16 protein-coding genes and 1 tRNA gene are annotated in these 22,573 nt (G+C 63.3%); 7 read left to right on the top strand and 10 right to left on the bottom strand.

Going from position 1 to position 22,573, the window contains the following annotated elements; all coding sequences use genetic code 11:
* Positions 1-13: 13 nt before the first annotated feature.
* Positions 14-442: an Lrp/AsnC family transcriptional regulator gene (locus tag BUB53_RS02100; protein WP_073032154.1), complete on the top strand. Its 429-nt coding sequence runs from the start codon at positions 14-16 to the stop codon at positions 440-442.
* 94 nt (positions 443-536) lie between these two features.
* Here the strand turns inward: BUB53_RS02100 and BUB53_RS02095 are convergent, their stop codons facing one another.
* Positions 537-1,004: a disulfide bond formation protein B gene (locus tag BUB53_RS02095; RefSeq protein WP_073032152.1), complete on the bottom strand. Its 468-nt coding sequence runs from the start codon at positions 1,002-1,004 to the stop codon at positions 537-539.
* Between the two features lie 9 nt (positions 1,005-1,013).
* Positions 1,014-1,592, bottom strand: a complete 579-nt coding sequence (locus tag BUB53_RS02090; protein ID WP_073032150.1) for a YqaA family protein — start codon at positions 1,590-1,592, stop codon at positions 1,014-1,016.
* A 132-nt stretch (positions 1,593-1,724) separates the two neighbouring features.
* On the opposite strand from BUB53_RS02090, the gene BUB53_RS02085 reads away from it, so the two are divergent.
* Positions 1,725-1,810, top strand: a tRNA-Leu gene (locus BUB53_RS02085).
* A gap of 326 nt (positions 1,811-2,136) precedes the next feature.
* Here the strand turns inward: BUB53_RS02085 and BUB53_RS02080 are convergent.
* Positions 2,137-2,589: a VPLPA-CTERM sorting domain-containing protein gene (locus BUB53_RS02080; protein ID WP_234983208.1), complete on the bottom strand. Its 453-nt coding sequence runs from the start codon at positions 2,587-2,589 to the stop codon at positions 2,137-2,139.
* Between the two features lie 1,087 nt (positions 2,590-3,676).
* Here BUB53_RS02080 and BUB53_RS23105 point away from each other — a divergent pair.
* Positions 3,677-9,121, top strand: a complete 5,445-nt coding sequence (locus tag BUB53_RS23105; RefSeq protein ID WP_229709458.1) for a Hint domain-containing protein — start codon at positions 3,677-3,679, stop codon at positions 9,119-9,121.
* Between the two features lie 134 nt (positions 9,122-9,255).
* Here the strand turns inward: BUB53_RS23105 and BUB53_RS02050 are convergent, their stop codons facing one another.
* Both BUB53_RS02050 and BUB53_RS02045 read right to left on the bottom strand, forming a co-directional pair.
* Positions 9,256-9,855 carry a nucleotidyltransferase family protein gene (locus BUB53_RS02050; protein ID WP_073032146.1) on the bottom strand — a complete coding sequence of 200 codons (600 nt, stop codon included), beginning with the start codon at positions 9,853-9,855 and terminating at the stop codon, positions 9,256-9,258.
* Positions 9,856-10,013: 158 nt separating this feature from the next.
* Positions 10,014-12,431: a GcvT family protein gene (locus BUB53_RS02045; RefSeq protein ID WP_073032143.1), complete on the bottom strand. Its 2,418-nt coding sequence runs from the start codon at positions 12,429-12,431 to the stop codon at positions 10,014-10,016.
* A 225-nt stretch (positions 12,432-12,656) separates the two neighbouring features.
* Here BUB53_RS02045 and BUB53_RS02040 point away from each other — a divergent pair, with 225 nt between their 5' ends.
* Positions 12,657-15,086: a GcvT family protein gene (locus BUB53_RS02040; protein ID WP_073033673.1), complete on the top strand. Its 2,430-nt coding sequence runs from the start codon at positions 12,657-12,659 to the stop codon at positions 15,084-15,086.
* Between the two features lie 115 nt (positions 15,087-15,201).
* Here BUB53_RS02040 and BUB53_RS02035 read toward each other — a convergent pair whose 3' ends face one another.
* Entirely contained in the window at positions 15,202-16,512 is a 1,311-nt protein-coding gene (locus BUB53_RS02035) for an HlyC/CorC family transporter (RefSeq protein ID WP_073032140.1), read from the bottom strand.
* Here BUB53_RS02035 and BUB53_RS22675 point away from each other — a divergent pair.
* Entirely contained in the window at positions 16,511-16,657 is a 147-nt protein-coding gene (locus BUB53_RS22675) for a hypothetical protein (protein WP_159437752.1), read from the top strand. The two genes, BUB53_RS02035 and BUB53_RS22675, sit on opposite strands and share 2 nt — an antisense overlap.
* 13 nt (positions 16,658-16,670) lie before the next feature.
* Here the strand turns inward: BUB53_RS22675 and BUB53_RS02030 are convergent, their stop codons facing one another.
* The 3 genes from BUB53_RS02030 to BUB53_RS22920 are packed head-to-tail and all read right to left on the bottom strand — an operon-like array spanning position 16,671 to position 19,312.
* Entirely contained in the window at positions 16,671-17,645 is a 975-nt protein-coding gene (locus tag BUB53_RS02030) for a site-specific tyrosine recombinase XerD (RefSeq protein WP_073032129.1), read from the bottom strand.
* A 4-nt stretch (positions 17,646-17,649) separates the two neighbouring features.
* On the bottom strand, positions 17,650-19,176 hold the full coding sequence (locus tag BUB53_RS02025) for a hypothetical protein (RefSeq protein WP_143163110.1): 1,527 nt from the start codon (positions 19,174-19,176) through the stop codon (positions 17,650-17,652).
* Positions 19,163-19,312 carry a hypothetical protein gene (locus tag BUB53_RS22920; RefSeq protein ID WP_188744968.1) on the bottom strand — a complete coding sequence of 50 codons (150 nt, stop codon included), beginning with the start codon at positions 19,310-19,312 and terminating at the stop codon, positions 19,163-19,165. Before BUB53_RS22920 ends, BUB53_RS02025 begins: the two co-directional genes overlap by 14 nt.
* Before the next feature lie 112 nt (positions 19,313-19,424).
* On the opposite strand from BUB53_RS22920, the gene BUB53_RS02020 reads away from it, so the two are divergent.
* Together BUB53_RS02020 and aroB are read left to right on the top strand one after the other, a co-directional pair.
* A complete protein-coding gene (locus BUB53_RS02020) occupies positions 19,425-19,985 on the top strand; it encodes a shikimate kinase (protein ID WP_268238413.1) in 561 nt (186 codons plus the stop codon).
* Positions 19,982-21,097 (top strand): 3-dehydroquinate synthase, encoded by a 1,116-nt coding sequence (aroB, locus tag BUB53_RS02015; RefSeq protein WP_073032125.1) that lies wholly within the window; start codon positions 19,982-19,984, stop codon positions 21,095-21,097. Before BUB53_RS02020 ends, aroB begins: the two co-directional genes overlap by 4 nt.
* 424 nt (positions 21,098-21,521) lie before the next feature.
* Here the strand turns inward: aroB and arsB are convergent, their stop codons facing one another.
* A complete protein-coding gene (gene arsB / locus BUB53_RS02010; protein ID WP_073033671.1) occupies positions 21,522-22,541 on the bottom strand; it encodes an ACR3 family arsenite efflux transporter in 1,020 nt (339 codons plus the stop codon).
* Between the last annotated feature and the right edge of the window lie 32 nt (positions 22,542-22,573).

Below are 22,573 nucleotides of genomic sequence, written 5' to 3'. Positions count from 1 at the left end.
TGATAAATCCGAAATGGACGATACGGATCGCAAACTGATTTCGGCGCTCAGGCACGATGCGCGCGCCTCGCTGTCGGACCTGGCGTTGACGCTCGGGGTGTCGCGGACCACGGTGCGGGGGCGGATCGAGCGGTTGAAACAATCGGGCGAGATCGTGGGATTCAGCGTGGTGCTGCGGGGGGATGCGGCGCGCGATCCGGTGCGCGGGCTGATGATGATCGGGATCGAAGGGCGCGGGGCCGACAGAATTATCAGGCAACTCAACGGGTTGAGCGCCGTGCGCGCGGTGCATACGACGAATGGCCGGTGGGACCTGATCGTGGAAATCGGCACCGACACTCTGGAGGCGCTGGACGAAACCCTGACCCGGATTCGCAAATACGACGGGATCGCCAGCTCGGAAACCAGCCTGTTGCTGAACACCCGCAAATCCGGCGGCTGAGTTTCGTACGTTTTGTACGATGTGTACGCGGGTTTTGTACGAAAATCGGGGGATGTTCGGAAATTTGCGTCCATGAGGGACGCAAAACCGGGGGTCAGCGCCGCGCCGCCATGATCCAGATCGCCGCCAGCGCGAGCGAGGCGAGCATGTTCCAGCTTGCCATCGACAGGCCGAACATCTCCCACGGCACCTCGTCGCAGCGGATGACGGGAGCGGCCATGATCTGATCGAACAGGTCGTCGGTGCTGAGGCCGGTGGGGCTGGTGGAGCTGCACGAGGTCGGACCGGCCCACCAGCCGCGTTCGACGCCGGTGTGATAGAAGGCGATCCCGGCGGTGGTCAGCGTGGCGGCGGCCCCGGCCAGGGCGAGGGAGGCGCGGGGCAGGGCAAGCGCCACGGCCCCGATCAGGATGGCGGCCACATGCGGGTAGCGTTGCCACAGGCAGAGTTTGCAGGGGGGCATGCCGCCGATATACTGAAACCCGAGCGCCCCCAGCATCAGCGCGGCGGAGCCAGCGGCGGCGATCAGGATCAGCGTGCGGCGCGTCAGGATTTCGTTCATCTGTTCACCCTATAGATGTCGCACCACGTAAAAGCCGCCGAAGAGAAGTGCAATGAACACAATCGTGACCAGACCCAGCCGGCGTTCGATGAAATCGCGCACCGGCGCGCCGAATTTCCACAACAGCCCGGCAACGATGAAAAACCGCAGGCCCCGCGCAAGGATCGACGTGGCGATGAAGGTGGCCAGCGGCATGCCCGTCCAGCCCGACATGATGGTGATCACCTTGTAGGGAAACGGCGTCATGCCCGCGATCAGCACCGCCCAGAAGCCGACATCGTTGAAACGGGTGTTGAATTCGGCCATCGAGTCGGCCTTGCCGAGAGATTCGAGGATCGGCTGCCCGATGCTTTCATAGGCCAGCGCCCCGATGGCATAGCCCAGAAGCCCGCCCAGAACCGAGGTGACCAGCGCCACCAGCGCCACCAGCCACGCGCGCGAGGGCCGGGCGAGGATCATCGGAATCATCAGCACGTCGGGCGGAATCGGAAAGACCGAGCTTTCCACGAAGGACACGCCGCCAAGCACCCAAAGGGCGCGGGGATGGTCCGCCATTCGGATCGTCCAGTCGTAAAGCCGTCTGAGCATGGGCGAAAAGCCTTGTTCGCTTGGGGTGTGACCTCTGATCACGGCGGGGCGGAGGGGTCAAGCCCGCGCGGGAGAAAAAAGCCCGCGACCCTCTGGACGCGGGCGCATCGCTTGGCTAAAACCCCAATCCGGGCCCAAGTGGCGGAATGGTAGACGCAGGGGATTCAAAATCCCCCGGTAGCAATACCGTGAGAGTTCGAGTCTCTCCTTGGGCACCAAAGACTTAGCTGGTTTCGACAGTCACCGGGAATTCGCGCGAAACCACACCCCGAAACCACTTTCTTGTTCCGTTTCCGTTCTGTTCCGATGCCATGACGCGTGGTTTTGTGACGGTTCGGCGGGGGCGCCTCTGGTGGCCTGTGCCGTGAATGGCCGGAACGTGCAGAACGGGATGCCGTTGGGTGGGGAGTGTCACAGTCAGGACAGGTTTCATGGCCTGCGCGCGGGCAAAGAGCCGCGCCATTTGGGTCTGCGTACCCGGAAACGAAAACAGCCGTCCGAAATACGGACGGCTGTTGTGCCTGTGGTCAATTCTTGGCCGGGGTCAGACTGCGCTCGGTTTTTTCTTGCGAAAGCGCATCGCGCCGAGGCCGCCAACTCCGGCCAGCAAAAGCAGGGCCGATGCCGGTAGCGGGACCGGAGACGCGTCAAGTCTTACGTTTGCGTAAACCGTTGTGGCGGTGCCGAGAATCAGATCGATGCCCTGATCGAACATCACGGTGTACTGACCGCCGTTCCCGAAACCGATCGTGAATTCGTGCTGATCCCAGACAAGCGCACCAAGAGAAATGGAGCCAGCGAGGTTGATGAAACCGCCGCCACCGACGCTGGATGCGGACCCGCCGGGATCCGCGAAGGCCAGCGTGGCGTCAACACCATAGACCCCGATCGCACCGAACGGATTATTTGTCTCTGCGGTAATATCGAAAAAAGCGAGCGTCTGGGTTTGACCGGGGTTCAGCGAGAAAGCCGTTCCTTCAAGCCCCAGGTTTTGCATGACGGTCACATCACAGCCAAGGCATGCCGATATATCGTTCACCTCGGTGTCCGTGCCGACCAGAAAATCAACTGTCGCGGCGTAAGCCGAACCTGCTGTCAGGCCTACCGCAAGAACCGCACTTTTGCATATATTTAAGAAACTCATGGAAATCCCCTAATTTTCTTCGAGTTATTTTGCGTGATTTCTTCATGCCACAATTTCACCACATTTGCCATGAAATCTTTGATGTTTTTATCCTGTTCCCGTGCGTGGGCGTCATATGTGCCTGAAAAATGGGATATGGACAGGTTTCAAAACCCCCGACGACAAGACCGCGAGCGTTCGGCTCTCATCCTGGGCAGCAGAGGTCCCGAGGCCGGTTTATGCGTCTGGCGCAGCGCCGGGACGGAATGTGGCGATTTTGTGATTGGCGCGGTCCGATTCGGGCCATTTGTTTCCAAAAAGGCACCTTTCAGGGAATATTCTGGATATTGATCGCGAATTAACCATTTGGTCTGAGGTTGGCACCTCAAATATGACCAAACTGTGGCCAGTTTCCCCGCGTTTCCAATTTGGAAACAATCAAGTGGATTTACGGCTTTTGGTTCTCACGGAGTTTTTGTAAAACTAAACAAAAACAATACTTTATTTCATAATCGCGGCTTTCATTCTGGAAGCGGTTCGGATTGAAAATTGCAACCTATGGTAAAATTTCAGGCCTGTCTGGTCGCATGCTTCCCTATTGTTGCCAGCTTTCTGACAAATTTCACTTTTTTTGCCACAAACGCTGCCGTATGCAGGGATGTGCCCAACTGGGGGGTATACATTGGCCGTGGGGGCGGCCGCTGAACTGTCAGTGCCCGATTGCAGGGTGCGGGGGAGGCGTATGCCGAGTGTGTCTGTTTCGTCGCGCAAGGTAGCTGCCATTTTGGAATACGAGTAAGCGGGACATTTGCGCCCGTTTTAAGTGGTCCATCAAACTCTGCACGTTTCCCTGTCAGTCCGGCACGGCTGAAGTGACAACCAGCGGACGTGCACGAGCGCGCGCCGCGTCGGGACGAGAGACGCGACCGGGTGCTTCCCGCGTGTAACGAGGAGTTCGATGATGACGTATTTTGCCACTTACGGGACTGTGAACCTGATTTACCTGGGAAATTTCGCAAGCACCGACACGTCCGAGTATAATTATACGTCAGAGAAGGCCTCGGCGCTGAACGGGGTGCAGGTCGATTATACCCAGATGCAGATCGTCGAAGCCTCGTTCAAGGACGCCAGGAGCGATGGCGTCGTCAATGACGACGATTACGGCACCTACGACAAGCTGACCTACGATCTGGGCGGCGGATCGGTCACCAACCAGACCGATGGGACGCTCGAGGCTAATGTCACGCTGGAACTGGCCGACGGCACGACCAAGACGGTCGATGTGGTGATGATGCAGCAGACCAATGGCGATCTGTTCATCTCGGATCTGAATAACGACGGCACGCTGGACAACCTTCAGATTTCGGGGGTCACCGTCAACCAGATCACCGGCGATTGCTATTCGGGCTGGTATTCGAACCAGTCGGTCGATGGCAGCGCGATCGTGGCACCGGTGCCGCAGCAGGACGGTATCGTCGAGGGCACCAATGCGGGCGAGGTGATTGATCTGGCCTATACCGGCGATCCCGAGGGCGACATGATCGACGCGGGCGATGCGGTGCTGGCCGGGCAGTCGGGCGATATGGATATCGTTGATGCGCGCGGCGGCGACGACCGGGTCGAGGCCGGGGCGGACGATGACGTGGTGTATGCCGGATCGGGCAACGATACCGTGCTGGGCGAGGGCGGCGACGACACGATCTATGGCGACAGCAGCCTGGGCGAGGGCGGTTCCGCCGAAATGGTGCGCGAGAGTTTCGAGTGGGACAAGATCGCCGACACCAACGGCGGATCGGGCACTGTGGACAGGGGCGATCCGCTGAATGGCGGGGTGACCCAGAACACCGGCAATGTCGATGTGACCTTTTCCGTGGTGAGCGCGACCAGCGGCGTGCGGACTGAGTTTGCCGACAACCAGCAGAAGGTGCATTCGATCACCGATGACGGCAACGGTGTGGATGCCTACAGTTCGATGTCCTCGGAACTGGACGGCAGTTACGGCAAGGCGACCTACGCGTTCGATTTCTCGAAGGAAGTCGAGAATATTTCCTTCCGAATCAACGATATAGATGGCGACGGTGTGGTCAAGATCTACGCCTATGACGCCGATGGAAACAAGCAGGAACTGGATATCGACGCCGGGTCCCGCCTGGAGGTGTCGGACAAGGACGGGGTCGCCGGGACCGAGGTGATCGACAGCAAGGGCGGTTACAAGGAAGACTATGCGCCGGAATACTCGGCGCTGGTGAACATCGCCGGACCTGTGGCGCGCATCGAGGTCGTTCATCTTGAGAACGGTCCGAACAATTCCGGCATCAACATCACCGACATGTATTACGACGCCCCGGCGGGCAGTGTCGATGACGGCGTGGCCGGTGACGATTCGCTGATCGGCGGGGATGGCAACGACGTCATCTATGGCGAAGGCGGCGACGACACGCTGGAAGGCGGGGCCGGGAACGACCTGTTGTATGGCGATCAGACGCCGGCGGATGCGGTTCTTCCGCAGGAAAAGGTGCTGGAATGGGACAGCATCGGCGCCGCGGGCACGTCGATCAGCGAAGGGTCGCCGGTGTCGGTGGACATGGGCGGAATCACCGCGACGATCAGTTTCGACCAGCAGGATTACGGCGCCACCGCCAAGACCTCGACCGAGGCGCAATATGTCGACTCCGGGGAAGCCTATGACGCCAATTCGGCGCTGGAACTTTTTGGCAAGGGCGGGGAGCGTGCCGGGGTCGTGGATGACACCTCGACCACGCGGATCGACTTTGCGGCGACCGACACGGCGCTGTCCGGCGAGGTGCAGAATGTTTCGTTCCGGATCAACGATATCGACAAGGCGACGAGGGGCGACAACCACAAGGATATCGTGACGATCCGCGCCTATGACGCCGAAGGCAACCTGCTGGATGTCACCATGACGCCCGCCGGAACCGTGAACGTGACCGGCGATACCGCGACGGGCACCTCAGAGGATTATGGCGGCAGCGTTTCGCCCGCCGATGCGACCGGCTCGATCGAGGTCGAAATCGCCGGTCCGGTGGCCCGCGTCGAGATCGACTATGACAATGCCGACGTCACCGACCAGAAAATCTGGGTCTCGGATGTGCATTTCGAGACGATACCGGTGGAGGCCAGTGATGGGAGTGCGGGCAACGACCTGCTGAAAGGCGGGGCCGGCGACGATACGCTTTATGGCGACGGGGGCGACGATACCCTGCTGGGCGGGGATGACGACGATTCCCTTATGGGCGGCGACGGCGACGATGAGTTGTCGGGCGACGATGGCGACGATTTCCTCGATGGCGGCACCGGAAACGACACGCTGACCGGCGGCGACGGAGCGGACACGATCTACGGGCATGACGATGCCGATTACATCGTCGGCGGCAGTGCGGGCGATCATGTGGATGGTGGCGCTGGCGGGGACGACAATGACACGCTGGACCTGAGCGGCGCTGGCCCGTTGCGCGTGGTCGACGAAACGCTGGACGCGGACGGCAATTCCACCTCGGGGACGGTCGAGTTCCTGAATGCGGATGGCACGGTCTCGGGCAGCATGACCTTTACCGAGATCGAAAACCTGATCCGGCCCGAGAATCTGGGCCCGGATGCGGTGGACGACACCGCCTCGGTGGATGAAGACAATTCCGTCACCATCCCGGTGCTGGGCAACGATACCGACCCGGAAACCGATACATTGTCGGTGACGGGAGCCAGCGACGGCGCCAACGGGACGACGGTTGTGAACCCGGACGGGACGATCACCTATACGCCCGACCCGGATTTCAACGGCACGGATTCCTTCACCTACACCGTTTCGGATGGCAATGGCGGCACCGATACCGCCACGGTGAATGTGACGATCAACGCGGTGAATGACGATCCGCTGGCGCAGGACGATACGGCGACCACCGATTTCGAATCCGATGTCACCATTCCGGTGCTGGGCAACGATACGGATGTGGACGGGGATACGCTGAGCGTGACGGATGTCACCGATCCGGCCAATGGCAGCGCCGTGATCAATGCCGACGGAACGATCACCTATACCCCGGATGCCGGATTCAGCGGCGAGGACAGTTTCAGCTATACGGTCAGCGACGGAAATGGCGGCACCGATACTGCAACGGTGACAGTGAGCGTGGCCGAACGTTCGCTTGATGGCATTGTCCAGGGCACCGATGGCGACGATTTGATCGATGCGACCTACACGGGCGATCCCGAGGGCGACATGATCGACGCGGGCGACGCGATTCTGCCGGGCGAAGGCCCAGACGACGATATCGTGCGGGCTGGCGATGGCGACGATACAGTGATTGCCGGTCCGGGCGATGACGATGTCGATGCCGGCGCAGGAAACGACAGCGTCCTGGGCGGGGAGGGTAACGACAGTCTGCAAGGTATGGCCGGACAGGACACCCTGGACGGTGGTGCAGGCGACGACACTCTGGACGGTGGCGACGACGACGATCGTCTGATCGGCGGCGATGGCCGTGACAGCGTGATCGGCGGCGACGGGGACGACTGGATCGACACCAGTGGAAGTCAGAACGTCAATGACCATGAAACCTTTGTCGGCGTGCCCTTCGAAACCGGCGACGACCAGCTGGATGACAAGGACACCGTGCATGGTGGCGCCGGGAACGACACGATCTTCACCGGTGACGACGCAGACAGCATCACCGGCGGTGCGGGCGATGATGTTATCGATGGCGGGCTTGACGACGATACGATCTATGGCGGCGACGGAGATGATTACATCAACGGCAACCTGGGATCGGACGTGATCTATGGCGGCGATGGCAACGATACGATCGAAGCCGGTATAGACGCTTTCTCGGATTACGTGGGCGATGATCCCAACCTGCCGAACGCGTTCCTGATCGACCCGGCGACGGGCTTGCCCGCCACCAGCGACCCCAATCCCGATGACGGGCGCGATTTCGTCGATGGCGGGGCCGGGGACGACCTGATTTTTACCGGCGACGATGCCGATACGATCTATGGCGGTACCGGCAACGATACGATCAACGCAGGGATCGACGACGATTATGTCGAAGGGAACGAGGGTGACGATTCGATCACCGGCAGCCATGGGTCGGACACGATCTATGGTGGCGACGGCAACGATACGATCTGGGGTGGTTTCGGCAACGATCCCATTCCCGGTGTCGTCGGCGAATTGCCCGATGCGATAGACCCGGTGCCCGACAATGGCCGGGATTACATCGATGGCGGTGACGGTGACGACCTGATCTATGGCGAGGACGACAACGACACGCTGCTGGGCGGTGCGGGTAACGACACCATCGATGGCGGTGTCGACGATGACCTGATCTATGGCGAGGATGGCGATGACAGCCTGATCGGCGGTCAAGGTGACGACACGCTGCTGGGTGGGGCCGGCAACGACACCATCGACGGCGGCATCGGCGATGACCTGATCTATGGCGGGGACGGCGATGACAGCCTGATCGGTGGTGACGGCAACGACACGCTGATCGGCGGTGCCGGGAACGATACGCTCATTGGCGGCGCGGGTCAGGACGACCTGATCGGGGGAGCGGATCGCGACTATTTCACCGGGATTACGGCGGGAGATGTGGTCGACGGCAACGAAACCACCACCTCGGGCGACCCGGCGGACGATTACGACACGCTGGATCTGAGGGGAGCGGCCGAGGCGGAGAACCCCGGAGGGAGCCTCAAGGTCCATTACATCACGCCCGATCAGGAAAACGGTTATGTCGAGTTCAAGGATGCCGATGGCGTCGTGACCGGCACGATGACCTTCTCGAATATCGAGAACATCATCCCCTGTTTTACGCCGGGCACGGTGATTGCCACGCCGAAGGGCGAGCGCCTGGTCGAGGATCTGCAAGCCGGCGACCGGATCATCACCCGCGACAACGGCATCCAGGAAATCCGCTGGCTGGGCCGGCGCGATTTGCAGGGCCGCGAACTGTTGCAGGCGCCGCATCTCAAGCCGGTGCTGATCCGGGCCGGATCGCTTGGGCATGGGGTGCCCGAGACGGATATGGTTGTCAGCCCGAACCACAGGGTGCTGATCAACAACGACCGGACCGCGCTTTATTTCGAGGAGCGCGAGGTTCTGGCTGCGGCCAAGCACCTGACCGGTCTCGATGGGGTGGATGCGGTCGAGGCCAGTTCGGTCAGCTATATTCACTTCATGTTCGACCAGCACGAGGTGGTTCTGTCGAACGGGGCCTGGACCGAAAGCTTCCAGCCCGGTGAGCAGACCATGGACGGCATGGGCACGGCGCAGCGCGACGAGATTTACGATCTCTTCCCCGAATTGCGCGATGCCGAGGGTCTGGGATCGTACCAGGCGGCGCGCCGTTCGCTGAAAAAGCACGAAGCGAAACTTCTGGTGAAATAAGGTTTGCAGCTGGCCGGTACGCCCTTGGGGCGTGCCGGTCCCTTGGAAACGGGGAAGGGGCTGTCCTGTTTTCCTGACGTGGATAATCCCGGCTTTTGGCCGGGATTATCTCGTTTTCACAAACAATAACGCCGCTACCGTCCGGTGCGCGCGCGCCATGCGGCCCAGGCTTCGGGGGTGTCCAGATCGGTCGTTGCCCGGTTTTCCGGGAGGGGCAGGGCGGTGACCTCTTCGCGCGCGAGAACCGCGCGCGCGCCATGATCGCCTGTGACATGCGCCAGCGCGGGGAACAGGCGGGCGGGAAAGATCACCGGATGGCCGGGGCGGCCAGCGCTGTCCACGGCGCGGATTGCGCGGTCCGGCTGGCCGGAAAAGGCCGCCAGCAGTTGCGCCAGATCGTCCTGTTGCAGATCCGGCAGGTCGGCCAGAAGCACCATGAGCCCGGTCGCGCCACGTTCTTGCGCCCAACGTGCCCCGGCGCGCAATGAGGCGGCGATCCCTTCGGCGGCTTGGGGGACGTCCTGCACGGTCAGCCTGTCGGAGGGCTCCAGCACGGCGCGGCGGGCGGTGTCGCCGGGGGGCAAGGTCACCAGCACCCCGGCCCCGCTGGCCAGCGCCATGCGGACCTGCCGCGCCAGGAGCGGTTGGCCGTCCACCTGTTCGAGCAGCTTGTCGCGCCCGCGCATCCGGGACGAGGCCCCGGCAGCGGGAATCAGGATGGCGACGTCGGGCATGTCATCTCCGTTGTCGGGGGGGGGCGCTGCCCCTCTTGGCCTTCGGCCAATTCACCCCGGGATATTTCTGCAAGAAGAAAGACGAGGGTTGTCCTTCTTCCGGTTCAAAATATCCGCGCCGGGGGCATCCGGCCAGCGGGAACTTGCGCGCCGCCGGATCAGCCGCGCATGCGGGCGCCGTCGGCGTCGAACAGCGGTGTGGCGATCAGGCGGGCGGGGCGCATCTGGCCGAGGATTTCGATTTCGGCCTGCCGCCCGTCCTGTACCTGTCCGGCCGGGATCAGCGCCAGCGCGATGGATTTGCCGGTGTGGTGGGAATAGCCGCCCGAGGTGCAGAAGCCCTGGACCGTGCCGTCGATCCAGACGGGTTCGTAGGCGTTGACGTCGGCATCGTCGGCGTCCACCTCGAACGCGGCCAGCCTGCGGGCGGGGCCGGTTTCGCGTTCGGCCTGCGCGGCGGCGCGGCCGATGAAATCGGTGTCTTTCGTGAAGCTGATGAACCGGTCCAGCCCGGTTTCCGCCGGGGTGTAATCGGGCCCGTATTCCAGCAGCCATGCGCCGAAGAACCTGTCGAGCCTCAGCGACATCATCGCGCGCATCCCGAAGGGGCGCATTCCGTGGGCCTGCCCCGCGGTCCAGAGCGTTTCCCACAGGGCGCGCTGCGCCATCGGATCGCAGTAGATTTCATAGCCCAGATCGCCGGTGAAGCTGACCCGCTGCACGAGGCAATCCACCATGCCGATACATGCGTGGCGGATATCCATGAATTTCATGTCCGATATCGGGTCGCGCGTGCAGGCGGACAGAACCTCGCGCGCTTTGGGCCCGGCGATCTGGAAGCCGGTGAGACGGTCCGAGATGTTTTCGACATGCACGCCCTCGGCTTCGTTCTGCTGGAACCAGCGCATGTGATAGGCCTGCGCGCCGTAGGATGCGGTGAGCTGGAAGGTGGTTTCGTTGAGGCAGGACACGGTAAAATCACCGATGATCCGGCCTCTGGGGCTGAGCATCGGGGTCAGCGACAGGCGCCCCGGTTTCGGGATGCGCCCGGCCATGATCCGGTCGAGCCAGGCGCGGGCGTTCGGGCCGGTCACGAGGTATTTGCCGAAATTCTGCACCTCGTTGATGCCCACCGCCTCGCGCACGGCCTTGACCTCGCGGGCGGTGGCCTGAAACGCGTTGGAGCGGCGGAAGCTGGGGGTTTCGAAGCGCGGTTCGTCGGGGGCTGCGAAATAATTGGGCACCTCGAGCCCGTATTGGTGGCCCCAGACCGCGCCGAGGCTGTCGAACACGTCATACATGGGGGTCTGGCGGAAGGGGCGTGCGGCGGGCAGTTCCTCGTTCGGGTAGGAGACCGAAAAGCGTTTCTGGTAGTTCTCGATCACCTTGGGGCGGGTGTAGCCCGGTGTGATCCAGTCGCCATAGCGGGCCACGTCCATTGCCGATACGTCGCGTTCGCATTCGCCCTCCACCATCCATTGCGCCAGCATCAGGCCGACGCCGCCGCCTTGGGAAAAGCCCGCCATCACCGCGCAGGCCGACCAGTAATTGCGCAGCCCCGGCACCGGGCCGACCAGCGGGTTGCCGTCGGGGGCAAAGGTGAAGGGGCCGTGGATCACCGATTTGACGCCCGCGCGTTCCAGCGCCGGGAAGCGGCGATAGGCAAAGGCGATGCTGTCCTCGATCTTGTCGAAATCGTCGGGCAGGAGTTCGTGGCCGAAAGTCCACGGCGTGCCGTCCACCGCCCAGGGGCGGCAGGGTTGTTCGTAGAACCCGATGCACAGCCCGCGCCCCTCTTGCCGCAGATAGGATTCTCCGGCCGGGTCCATGACATGGGGGTGTTCGCCGCCCGCGTCGATGATGGCGGCGATTTCGGGGACCTCCCCGGTGACGATATATTGGTGCTCCATCGGGTGCAGCGGCAGGTAGAGGCCCGCCATGGCCCCCACCTCGCGCGCCCAGAGACCGGCGGCGTTGACGAGGTGTTCGGCGTGGATGGTGCCCTTGTCGGTCACCACGTCCCATGTGCCGTCGGGGCGCTGATTGGTTTCATGCACATGGCAATGGGTTTCGATGCTGGCCCCGCCCATGCGCGCCGCGCGGGCATAGGCATGGGTGGTGCCGGACGGGTCGAGGTGGCCATCGAGCGGATCGTAAAGCGCGCCGATGATCCCGTCGGTATTGGTAACGGGGGCGATTTTGGCGATCTCTTCGGGGGTGACGATTTCGGTTTCCAGCCCCATGTAGCGGTGCTTGGCCCGTTCGGCGAGCAGCATGTCGAAGCGGTCCCGATTGTCGGCCAGCGTCACGCCGCCGACATGGTGCAGCCCGCATGAGAGGCCGGTGATCTCTTCGAGTTCCTTGTAGAGCCTGATCGTATAGCCCTGAAGCGCGGCCATGTTGGTATCGCCATTGAGCGTGTGAAATCCGCCCGCCGCGTGCCATGTGCTGCCGCTGGTCAGGTCCGAGCGTTCGATCAGCATCACGTCGGACCAGCCGAGTTTCGTCAGGTGATAGAGCACACTGCATCCGACGACTCCGCCGCCGATCACGGCCACACGGGTAGTGGTTTTCATGGGGGGCCTCCTGCTGCTTGTCGGGATCAGAGTGGGGCGTGCGGGAGGGCCGGGCATGTCGGAAAACGACAATGGGTGTCGCTGTTGGTTTATCGTGGGCCCGGAGCGGGGCGATGCGATATCCCGGTGCGGACTTGTACCCTTGCGACCAATCATGTCGTGAACCGGCAACATTCGGGCCGGCAAGGGCGTCAGGCTGGTTGCGAAACAGCCGGGGAACAGGACATGAAAACCCACGCACAGGCCGTCGTCATCGGCGGGGGCGTTATCGGATGCTCGATCCTCTACCATCTGAGCAGGGCGGGATGGAACGATGTCGTGCTGCTGGAGCGCGACGAGCTGACCAGCGGCAGCACATGGCATGCGGCGGCCAATATTCACGGGCTGCATGACAGCGCCAATATCAGCCGTTTGCAGCATTACACGATGACGCTCTACAACCGGCTGGAAGAGGAAACCGGCCAGTCCTGCGGCGTGTTCCAGCCCGGCAGCCTGTACCTGGCGCAGACCGAGGCGCGCGAGCATCAGTTGCGCCTGCAAGCCGCCAAGGCGGACCTCTATGGCATGAATTTCAGCGAGATCGGCCGCGAGCAGGCGCAGGAGCTTCACCCGCTGGTCAATTTCGACGGTATCCGCTGTATCATGTGGGAACCCGACGGCGGCAATGTGGACCCGTCGGGCGTGACCAATGCCTATGCCGTGGGCGCGCGCCAGCGGGGGGCGGAGATCCATCGCTTTACCCCGGTGACGGCCACGGTGCAGCAGCGCGATGGCACCTGGATCGTGGAAATCCCAAAGGGCGAGATTCGCACGCCCTGGGTGATCAACGCCGCCGGGCTGTGGGGGCGCGAGGTGGCGAAGCTGGCCGGGGTCGATGTGCCGCTGCAACCGACCGAGCATCAGTATTTCGTGACCGAAACCATCGCCGGGATCGCGGGTCTGGACCGGCGTCTGCCCTCGGTCGCGGATCGGGATGGGGAATATTACCTGCGTCAGGAGGGCAAGGGCCTGCTGATCGGCGCCTATGAGCGCGACATGCGGTTCTGGGCCGAGGAGGGCACGCCGCTGGATTTCGCGCATGACCTGTTCCCCGACGATCTGGAACGCATCATGGAAAACGTGATGCGCGCGATGGAGCGGGTGCCGGTGGCCGCCGAGGCCGGGATCAAGCGGGTGATCAACGGGCCGATGATCTGGAGCCCGGACAGCAACGTGATCCTCGGGCCGGTGCCCGAGAAGAAGGGCTATTTCATGTGCGGCGGGATCATCCCCGGATTCAGCCAGTCGGCGGGCATGGGCCTGATGGTGGCGCAGTGGATCACGACAGGCGAGATGCAGTACGACATGTTCGCCTGGGATATGGCGCGGTTCGGGGAATGGGCCAATGACCGCGAATTCGTCAAGGCGAAGGTCAGGGATGTCTATGCCCATCGCTTTGCCATCCATTACCCGAACGAGGAACGCGCGGCGGGGCGTCCGCTGCGCACGCGGCCCGTTTACGAGGTACAGAAACAGATGGGTGCGGTGTTCGGCCTGAATTATGGCTGGGAACATCCGCAATGGTTTGCCGATGCGCCCGGCGTGCAGGACAGCAACGGGTTCACCCGGCAGAACTGGTGGGGACCGGTGGGCGAGGAATGCAGGATGCTGCGCGCGCGGGCGGGCATCATCGACATCTCGAACTTTGCCAAATACCGGGTCAGGGGGCCGGGGGCCGAGGACTGGCTGAATGCCGTCTTTGCCAACACCATGCCCAAGGGCGTGGGGCGGTCCTGCCTGACGCCGCTGATTTCCGTGCGTGGCGGGATCGCGGGGGATGCCACGGTGACGCGGGTGGCCGGGGATGAATTCCGGGTGATCAGCTCGGGCATGGCGGAACGCTATCACAAGCGGTTCTTCGATATGGTGCCGCTGCCCGAGGGCACGGGTTTCGAGAGCATGACCGAGGCGATCTGCGGCTTTAACGTGGCCGGGCCGAAATCGCGCGAGATGCTGCAGGGGCTGACCGATGCCTCGCTGGCAACCGGGGATTTCCCGTTCATGCGCTCGCAACAGATCACGGTGGCGGGGGTCGAATGCCTTGCGCTGCGGGTCAGTTTTACCGGCGATCTGGGGTGGGAGTTGCACTGTGCGACCGAAGATCAGGCGCAGCTTTACGCCGCGCTGCTGGAGGCCGGGAAAGAGGTGGGTGCGGGTCCGGTGGGCGCGCGGGCGCTGATGTCGATGCGGATCGAAAAGGGCTATGGCTCGTGGAGCCGCGAATACAGTCCGGAATACTGGCCGCATGAGGTGGGGTTGGCCGCGCTCTGCAAGATGGACAAGGATTTCCTGCACAAGGACGCGTTGCAGGAGGCGCTGCAAAAACCTGCGCGCGAGGATCTGGTGCTGATCGCGGTGGACGAGGCGGAGGTGATGGCCTCGAACGCGGATGCCACGGGGGGCGAGCCAATCCGCAAGGACGGCGTGCCGGTGGGGCGTGTGACCTCGGGGACCTATGGCTACAGCGTGGGGATGAGCCTTGCGCTTGGCTATGTCAGACACGGGATGGCGGCGCCGGGCGACGCGGTGGAGGTGATGATCCTCGGCCGTCCGCACAAGGGGCGGATCCTGCACGAGCCGCCATTCGATCCGAGGGGCGAGAGATTGCGGGCGTGAGGGGGCTCACGACATGGCGTCTGTGGTTTAAGGCCGGGGTGCAATGGCACGATTTCTTGAAAAGAAATCGGAGCGGAAACTTTTCAAGTTTCCGGCTGTCGTGCCCGGAGGACGGTCACAATTTGCGGATTTTCAGCTTGGTGATGCGGTTGTCGGATTTCGCGGCGACCTCGAAATGGAAGCCGTGGAAGCTGAACACCTGGTTGACCTCGGGAATCATCTGGGCCTCGTGGATGACCAGACCGGCGATGGTGTTGGCCTCGTCATCGGGCAGGTTCCAGTCGGTGGCGCGGTTCAGATCGCGGATCGTCATCGCCCCGTCGACAAGGAAACGGTTGTCGTCGCTGCGCCGGATCGGGTGTTCGGCGTCGGGGTCGAATTCGTCGGTGATTTCGCCGACGATCTCTTCGAGGATGTCTTCCAGCGTGATCAGCCCCTGAAGCGTGCCGTATTCGTCCACCACCAGCGCGAAATGGCTGCGCATGCGCAGGAACTGGCGCATCTGGTCGTCGAGCGTGGTGGTTTCGGGCACGAAATAGGGCTTCATCGCCACGTCGCAGATATCGAACTGCTCGAGCGCCTCGGCGCTGACGTTCTCGCCGCCCATCACCAGCTTGTACATGGCGCGCAGCAGATCCTTGGAATGGACCACGCCGATGATGTTGTCGGGGTCGTCGCGATAGACGGGCAGGCGGGTGTGACTGGATTGCAGGCACTGATCGAGGATCGCCCGCGGAGAGTTTTCGGCGTCGATCATCTCGATCTGGCTGCGGTGGAGCATGATTTCCTCGACCGCGCGTTCGCCGAGATCGAGCGCGCCAAGGATACGGTCACGATCCTCTTTTTCGACCACGCCTTCGGAGTGGCCCAGATAGAGCGCGCCGGCGATTTCCTCGCGCACGGCCAGAATCTGGCTGTCGGGGTCGGTTTTCACGCCGAAGACGCGCAGCACCCCGCGCACCAGCAGCCGCACGGCGCTGACCACGGGGGAGAAGACCCGCACCACCACACGGATCACCGGCGCGGCGCGCGCGGCGGCGGCCTCGGCATTGGTGATGGCATAGGTCTTGGGCAGCACCTCGGCGAAGACCAGCACCAGAAGGGTCATGACCAGCGTGGCCAGTGCGACCCCGGATTCCCCGAACAGCCGGGTGAACATGGCCGTGGCCAGCGAAGTGGCGAGGATGTTCACGAGGTTGTTGCCCAGAAGAACCGAGCCGATCAGCCGCTCGTTATCCTCGGTGATGTCGAGCGCCTGTTGCGCGCCGGTATCGCCCTTGTCGGCACGGGCGCGCAGTTTGCCGCGCGAGGCGGCGGTGAGCGCGGTCTCGCTGCCCGAAAACAGGCCCGACAGCACCAGAAGTGTCAGGATCGCCGCAGCCGTGATCCAGAAGGCGGCATCGAGTGTCAGTGATGATGGTTCCATGAAGCAGGGCGTCCGTTTGTCCAATAGCGGTTATGGGGCGCGGGCGGGCGGCAATCAAGGGAGGAATGCCATGATGCCGGGCGATCCGGGGCCACATGATGCATCGGTGCTGTGCGTCGTCGGGGTGGCGCGGGCGGCGATGTGACGCTTGTGGCGGGTTATGGATCGTCCGGGGGGGGCGTGCCACCCGATTTGCGCCGTGCGGCCACCGCCAGCGGATGATGCTGCTGCACCAGATCGCGCAGGCGTTCTTCGAGCACATGGGTGTAAATCTCGGTCGTGGCGACATCGGCATGGCCCAGAAGTGTCTGGATCGCGCGCAGGTCGGCCCCGTTGGCCAGCAGATGCGTGGCAAAGGCATGGCGCAGCGTATGCGGCGTGACCTTGGCCGGAGAGACCCCGGCGTCGACGGACAACTCCTTGATCAGCGTGTAGAAGCGGTGCCGGGTCAGGTGCCCGGCCTTGCCGGTCGATGGAAACAGGAAGGGTGACGGTGCACGCCCCTTTTCGCGGGCTTTGTCCTGCGCGGCGTCGCGGATCGTCAGCCATTCGGCCAGCCGGTCGCGCGCATCGGGAGACAGGGGAACCATGCGTTCCTTGCCGCCCTTGCCCTTGATCAGCAGCATCTGCGGATCGCCGCGCGCGGCGGCGACGGGCAGGGCGACCAGCTCGCTGACCCGCATGCCGGTGGCATAGAGCAATTCCATCAGGCAGGTGTTGCGCGCACGCTCCGCGTCCGAGCGGCCATGGCTGCACGCGGCGGCAAGCAGGCGGTCGACCTCCTCTTCGCTCAGTGTTTTGGGCAGTTTCCTGTCGCGGCCCGGCCCCTTGATGCGGATTGCCGGATTGTCCTCGCGCAGGCGGTCGTCAAAGGCGAAGCGGTAAAGCTGTTTGATGGCCGACAGGCGGCGGGCGCGGGTGGACCGGGCCAGCCCTTGCGCATCGCAATGGATGAGGTAGTTTTCGATGTCCTGTTGCGTGGCGCGCGGAATATCGAGTGCCTGGGAGGTCAGCCAGGTGTCGAAATCCGCCAGATCGCGGGCATAGGCCTGCAAGGTGTTCTGCGCTGCGCCCAGTTCGGCGGCCTGCGCCTCCAGAAAGGTCGAAATCCAGCGTCGCCCCGTGTCCGGCACGGTCTCAGCCCCGGCTTTCGAGCAGCAGCAGTTGCAAGGCCGCGCGGCGGGCGGTGTCCTCCAGCCCGACGGCGCGCAGGGTGCTCAGGGCGTCGGTTATTTCGTCGAAACCGCGAGGGCCCGCGCGATCCAGCGACAGGGCGGCAGTCAGGATTGCCTGGCCCAGCTTGCCGCTGTTCAGCAACCCGGCATAGGCCGGGGCGGGGCCCGAGGCGGTGAAGGCCGCGACGATGGACCGTTCCAGTTCGGTTTTTGCCTGATCGGCAGGCGGTGCCCCACGGGCCAGACCGGCCAGGAAGGGCAGTGTTTCCCCGGCTTTGGGCGCGGCGCTTTCATAGGCGGGCGACAGAAGGGCGATGCGCAGGGCCAGCGCGGCGGCGGGCCCATCGGGGAGCGGTTGCGCGATCAGGGCCTCGCCGAAGAGTTCGGCAAAGGCGATTTGCAGGCCTTGCGCCCGCATCGCGCGCCATGCGGCGGGCAGGGTGGCGGCGATCCGCTCGGGGGCGGCGCTGCTCAGGGCGCGATCGAAATCCTGTATCGCGGCGACCCTGTCCCACACGCCGCCCGAGGCGGCGGGTTTGCGCTCGGTATAAAGGCCCAGCAGGCGGTTGGACGGTAATGCGCCGGCCTGCGCCAGACGTTCGGCGGCTTCGAGCCGGGCCTTCCAGCCGGCGGTGGGGCGCAGGTCGGCCATGGCATAGGCGCGCGGCAAGCCGCCGGTGGGCAGGGGGCGGCCCATGGCCTCGTACAGGCGGAAGGTCAGGGGCGTCATCTCTGGCGGCGGGGCCAGTGCCGGGCCGTTGTCGATGGTTTCCGGGTCCAGAAACTGCCCCAGAAGATCGGCGTGCAACGGCGTCAGAAGCCCGAGCGCCTGCGCCGTTTCATAGGTGAGCGCGGCGGTCTGCCAATCCCCTGCGCGGGCGGTGCAAAAGATGCGCGCGCTGTAGCGGGGACTCAGCGAAGGGCGCTTGGCCAGGGCGGCGCAGGGGGCGTCCTCGGCCCCGGCGAGCAAGGACAGGTCCAGCCATCGGTCGAACAAGGGTTCGGTCTCGGAGCCGGCACGCTCCATCAGGGCCAGAGCGGGATCGACCGCTCCGAATTTGCTGAGCGCATCCAGTCGCGCCTTGAGAAAACCGGCATCGGTTCCGGCATCGGCGGGAGCGTCGGCCTCGGCCAGCAGCAGCGTGTAGTAAAGCGCCTGCATGGCGGGCAAGGGGGTGGCGGGCAGGTTGGACAGTTGCGCGCTGAGCCGGGCTGTGGTGCTGGCCTGCCATAGCGTCGTGGGCAATCCGGTGGTCGATCCGGGCAGCAGCCCGACCGAATCGGATTGTTGCGCGTCGAGCGGCATCACCGTCACGCGGGGCACGGTCACACCGTCGGCCACCGGCGGGGCGTTGAGCGGCACAGCCAATGGGGCCGCAACATTGACCGATACCGGTTCGTCCAGCCAGTCGATGGCCGATAATGGCTCTTGCGCCTGCGCGGCGGGAACCGTCAATAGCGATACAAGGAGGGCTTTAGCCTGTCTCAAGTATGATTTCCTGGCGAATCTCATTGCTGGGCGGAGAGAAATCCGCACCGAAGAAAGGTCCGATATAAGCATAGCCCACAAGCGCGATAAACGCCAGAATGGCGAGGTAAAACAGCCATTTGATCAGTCTGAACATGTTGGGCCTGCCTGTATTGGTCCGTATTTTTTCCAACTTTATAACTGGCATTTCAGACAAGATCACGTCATTCAGTGGCGAGATCCCGAATTTTGGCAGGGGAGCGCCTACAGTGAGTGCACCAGAGCAGTGGAAGCTGAAGAAAACCGTCGTTCTGGTCGGCATGATGGGGGCGGGGAAAACAGCGGTGGGCAAGGCTCTGGCGGCCGATCTCGGGGTGCCTTTCCTGGATTCTGATGCCGAGATCGAGCGGGCGGCGGCGATGAGCATCGCCGAGATTTTCGCCCGCGACGGCGAGGCGTTTTTCCGGGACCGGGAAACAGAGGTGATCGACCGGCTGCTGGAGGGCGAACACGGTATCCTGTCCACGGGTGGCGGCGCGTTTCTGGCTGAAAGAAACCGCAAGCTGATCTCGGACAAGGGGGTGTCGGTCTGGCTGAAGGCCGATCTTCAGCTTTTGTGGAATCGGGTAAAACACAAGAATACCAGGCCCTTGCTGCGCACAGTTGATCCTTATGCGACGCTGCGCGAGATTTACGAGGCGCGCGTTCCGATCTATGGCATGGCCGACCTGAGCGTCGAGGCGCGGCCGGAGTATTCGATCGAGGCGATGGCCGAAAAGGTGCGCGAGGCGCTGGCTGGGCGAGCCGATGTTTTGGAGATGGTGAAATGATGGAAACGGTGCATGTGCCCCTGGGTGAGCGGGCTTATGATATTCATATCGGTCCCGGATTGCTGGAGCGGGCGGGAGAGCTGATTGCGCCTTTGCTGCACCGTCCGCATGTGGCCATAGTGGCGGATGAGCATGTCGCCGAGAATCATTTAACAACGCTTCTTAAGGGTATGGAAGAAAAAGGAATTACCGCGTCGGTGATGACCCTTCCGCAAGGTGAGGCGACGAAATCCTGGCCGCATTTCGAGCGGGTCGTCGAATGGCTTCTGGCCGAAAGGATCGAGCGCAATGACATCGTGATCGCCTTTGGCGGCGGGGTGGTCGGCGATCTTGTGGGCTTTGCCGCGGCGGTGTTGCGGCGGGGGGTGCGGTTCGTGCAGGTGCCGACGAGCCTGTTGGCGCAGGTGGATAGCTCGGTCGGGGGGAAGACCGGGATCAACGCGCCGCAGGGCAAGAACCTGATCGGGGCCTTTCATCAGCCCAGCATGGTGCTGGCCGATACGGCGGTTCTGGGCACCCTGACCGAGCGGGATTACCTGGCCGGGTATGGCGAGGTGGTGAAATACGGGCTGTTGGGAGATTCCGAGTTTTTCCAATGGCTTGAAGAGAATGCTTCACGCGCTGCCGCAGGCGATATGGCGGCCCGGATCGCCGCCGTGAAACGCTCGGTCGAGATGAAGGCCGAGATCGTCGTGCGGGACGAAACCGAACAGGGGGATCGGGCGCTTTTGAATTTGGGTCATACATTCTGCCATGCTTTGGAGGCGGCGACGGGATATTCCGACCGCTTGCTGCATGGCGAGGGGGTGGCCATCGGATGTGCGCTGGCCTTCGAGTTGTCGGCCCGGATGGGGCTGTGCAGCCAAGAGGACCCGAGCCGCGTGCGTGCGCATCTTCGCAACATGAAGATGAAGGTCGATCTGTCTGATATCGAAGGGGAATTGCCGGATGCGGACAGGCTTCTGGACCTCATGGGGCAGGACAAGAAAGTGGTTTCGGGCAAGCTGCATTTCGTTCTGGCGCGGGGCATCGGAGAGGCCTTTGTGACCTCGGACGTGGACGCGGACGCCGTGCGCGGCCTTCTGGCCGAGGCTTTGGCGCAGCGCGGCTGAGTTTCGTACGTTTTGTACGAAGTGTACGCGGGTTTTGTACGAAAACCGGGGTGATCCGTGAAACCTGCGTCCATGTGGGACGCAAACCGGCCTGAAAACCGACTGTTATGCGCCAGCCAGGGCCTGGCTGCTGTGTGGGCGATGTCCGGGCGGGCAGACGGGGTGCGGGACGGTAACGGGATTTTAACGGGTTCCTCCATATCATCTGCAACATGATGCCAATGCGGGCCGGATATCTCAGGTCCGGCATTGTTGGACGCATGACCCTGGAGCGGAGGAACGATTGGACTTGGCCAGCGCCCTGATACAGCGCCTGATATGGCGTTTCCGGTTGGCGGTCGTGGCGGCGCTCAGGCCGTCAGGGCGCCGTGCGGGCGGTGTGATGCGCCGGATGCGCGGCGGGCCGATGCGGGGGCGCGTGGCCTCAGCCGGGGAACCAGTGGCGGGTGCGGTTGGCGAATGCGACCAGCGAGAGCATCACCGGCACCTCGACCAGAACGCCGACCACGGTGGCCAGCGCCGCGCCCGAGCCGAGGCCGAAGAGGCTGATCGCGACGGCGACGGCGAGTTCGAAGAAGTTCGACGTTCCGATCAGCGCGCAGGGGGCGGCCACGTTGAAGGGGATGCGCCACAGCCGCGCAAGGCTATAGGCCAGCGCGAAGATGCCATAGCTTTGCAACAGGAGCGGCACGGCGATCAGGGCGATGACCAGCGGCGTTTCGAGGATCACCTGCCCCTGAAAGCCGAACAGCAGGATCACCGTGACCAGCAGGCCGATCACCGTGACGGGCTTGATCCGGTCGCGGAAGGTGTCGACCGCCGCTTCGCCACCCCGTGCCATGAGGCGTGCGCGGGTCAGCAGCCCGGCGATCAGCGGAATGACGATATAGAGCACCACCGACAGCACCAGCGTTTCCCACGGCACGGCGATGTCGGTAACGCCCAGCAGGAAGGCCACGATGGGCGCGAAGGCGAAAACCATGATCACGTCGTTCACGCTGACCTGCACCAGCGTATAGGTGGCATCGCCGCGCGTGAGTTGCGACCAGACGAAGACCATCGCGGTGCAGGGCGCGGCGCCGAGCAGGATCACCCCGGCCAGGTAGGCCTGTGCTTCGTCGGGCGGGATCAGCCCGGCAAAGACATGGTTGAAGAACAGAACGCCGAGCGCGGCCATGGTGAAGGGCTTGATCAGCCAGTTGACCAGCAGCGTCACGATCAGCCCCTTGGGACGTTCGCCGATGTCGCGCAGGGCGGTGAAATCGACGCCGATCATCATCGGGTAGACCATCGCCCAGATCAGCAGCGCCACCGGCAGGTTGACCGAGGCGATTTCCAGCGCGGCAAGCGTCTGAAAGAGGCCCGGAACGATATTGCCCAGAAGCAGCCCCGCGCCGATGGCCAGCGCCACCCAGAGCGACAGCCAGCGTTCAAAGATGCCCATGACGGGGGGCGTTCGGGGCGGGCATTGATCGG

It is taken from the genome of Roseovarius pacificus (assembly GCF_900142665.1).
GTDB classification, from domain to species: Bacteria; Pseudomonadota; Alphaproteobacteria; order Rhodobacterales; family Rhodobacteraceae; genus Roseovarius; species Roseovarius pacificus.
Note: the sequence above shows the minus strand (reverse complement) of the source record. Positions and strands in the feature narration are given on the sequence as shown.

Excerpts from the sequence above, each read along its gene's own strand:
- BUB53_RS02100 (WP_073032154.1), top strand. The coding sequence starts at position 14 with ATGGACGATACGGATCGCAAACTGATTTCGGCGCTCAGGCACGATGCG.
- BUB53_RS02095 (WP_073032152.1), bottom strand. The coding sequence starts at position 1,004 with ATGAACGAAATCCTGACGCGCCGCACGCTGATCCTGATCGCCGCCGCT.
- BUB53_RS02090 (WP_073032150.1), bottom strand. The coding sequence starts at position 1,592 with ATGCTCAGACGGCTTTACGACTGGACGATCCGAATGGCGGACCATCCC.
- BUB53_RS02080 (WP_234983208.1), bottom strand. The coding sequence starts at position 2,589 with ATGCAAAACCTGGGGCTTGAAGGAACGGCTTTCTCGCTGAACCCCGGT.
- BUB53_RS23105 (WP_229709458.1), top strand. The coding sequence starts at position 3,677 with ATGACGTATTTTGCCACTTACGGGACTGTGAACCTGATTTACCTGGGA.
- BUB53_RS02050 (WP_073032146.1), bottom strand. The coding sequence starts at position 9,855 with ATGCCCGACGTCGCCATCCTGATTCCCGCTGCCGGGGCCTCGTCCCGG.
- BUB53_RS02045 (WP_073032143.1), bottom strand. The coding sequence starts at position 12,431 with ATGAAAACCACTACCCGTGTGGCCGTGATCGGCGGCGGAGTCGTCGGA.
- BUB53_RS02040 (WP_073033673.1), top strand. The coding sequence starts at position 12,657 with ATGAAAACCCACGCACAGGCCGTCGTCATCGGCGGGGGCGTTATCGGA.
- BUB53_RS22675 (WP_159437752.1), top strand. The coding sequence starts at position 16,511 with ATGAAGCAGGGCGTCCGTTTGTCCAATAGCGGTTATGGGGCGCGGGCG.
- BUB53_RS02035 (WP_073032140.1), bottom strand. The coding sequence starts at position 16,512 with ATGGAACCATCATCACTGACACTCGATGCCGCCTTCTGGATCACGGCT.
- BUB53_RS22920 (WP_188744968.1), bottom strand. The coding sequence starts at position 19,312 with ATGTTCAGACTGATCAAATGGCTGTTTTACCTCGCCATTCTGGCGTTT.
- aroB (WP_073032125.1), top strand. The coding sequence starts at position 19,982 with ATGATGGAAACGGTGCATGTGCCCCTGGGTGAGCGGGCTTATGATATT.
- arsB (WP_073033671.1), bottom strand. The coding sequence starts at position 22,541 with ATGGGCATCTTTGAACGCTGGCTGTCGCTCTGGGTGGCGCTGGCCATC.